Below are 1,159 nucleotides of genomic sequence, written 5' to 3'. Positions count from 1 at the left end.
AAAAAACGAATGAGCTGTTTTTGTGCGCTATTAATATAGTGCGACAGTCATAAATAACAGCTTTTTATTTATAAAGCAGCTTTACTCAGATGCTTTATTCAATGGCATTTAGCACCTCTAATATTTGTTGGTGAATGATTTGCCACCACCAAATAAAGCCAACGCCAATAAGTAGTATGATAACCCATGGCAGCAGTTGCCAAATAAGCGCAGGTTTTGATGGGGCTTTTTGTTCGCTAAGAACAGAATGACTAGAGTTTATATAGGTGGTTTGGTATTTAGGTTGATGTTGATCAATGGATTGATTGATGTACTGATTTTGGTTTTGAGACAAATAACCACTCTGATGCATCGCTGTATTTTGCATAACAGCGGCCATACGCTGACGGTAGGCAATAGCAAAAGCCAGGGCAATGATGAGACCAGTAGCTGCCCCGCCAATATGGCCCGCGTTATCGATACCAGGTACGGCAAAACCATACACAAGGTTGATACCCATAATAAATACAAGGCTTTTAAGGTTGAGCACCATGCCATTGACCGATATCTTAAACAGTGCGGCTATTAATAACGCCGCGCCGATACCCATTATACCACCAGATGCCCCCGCTGATATACCGGGTTGCCCTGTACCATCCAAAATACCTTGCCACGTGACATAATTGTTGAGTAAGTTGCCACCGATTGCCGCCAGTAAAAACAACGCCAAAAACTTTACTGAGCCAAACATCGGCTCGGCGATTTGCCCAAAGAAGTACATGGCAAACCCATTAAATAACAGATGCATCAAACCAATATGTAAAAAGGCGCTACTGACTAAGCGCCACGGCTCGTTATCCATGGTATAAGGCAAGGCATTGGCACCCCATTTTAGTAGGGCTTGAGTCGATGGGTTATTGGCATCGACGCCTGTCAGCACTTGCAGGATAAATAGTCCAATAAAGCTGGCTAATAGCAAGGTGGTAACGGGCGCGGTCTTTAATAATTGTTGAATGGGCATAAAAGCGAGCTATCAATGAAAAAGTATCGGTAGAGTATAAAGGCTATGGTTAGGGTGTGTCATCTATAGTTGAGCTACTTTCAAATTAATTCCAGTAGCGCGCTATAATATTTGAATGTTTAACAGACCCTAACTGTATAAGTCTGTTATGATTATTTA

The 1,159-nt window shown here is 42.0% G+C and carries 1 protein-coding gene; it reads right to left on the bottom strand.

The genetic code is table 11. The annotated features are described in order from the left end of the window. Positions 1-94 precede the first annotated feature (94 nt). Positions 95-1,000, bottom strand: coding sequence for a rhomboid family intramembrane serine protease (locus ACT3TU_RS14165; protein WP_192529572.1), 906 nt, complete (start codon positions 998-1,000; stop codon positions 95-97). Positions 1,001-1,159: the final 159 nt, after the last annotated feature.

Origin of the sequence: Psychrobacter sp. AOP3-A1-26 (assembly GCF_052378235.1) — a bacterium.
Classification (GTDB): Bacteria; Pseudomonadota; Gammaproteobacteria; order Pseudomonadales; family Moraxellaceae; genus Psychrobacter.
The sequence above is the reverse complement of the archived record's forward strand: the minus strand, read 5'-3'. Positions and strand labels throughout refer to the sequence as shown.

Coding starts and splice junctions, on each gene's coding strand:
- ACT3TU_RS14165 (WP_192529572.1), bottom strand. CDS start 1,000: ATGCCCATTCAACAATTATTAAAGACCGCGCCCGTTACCACCTTGCTA.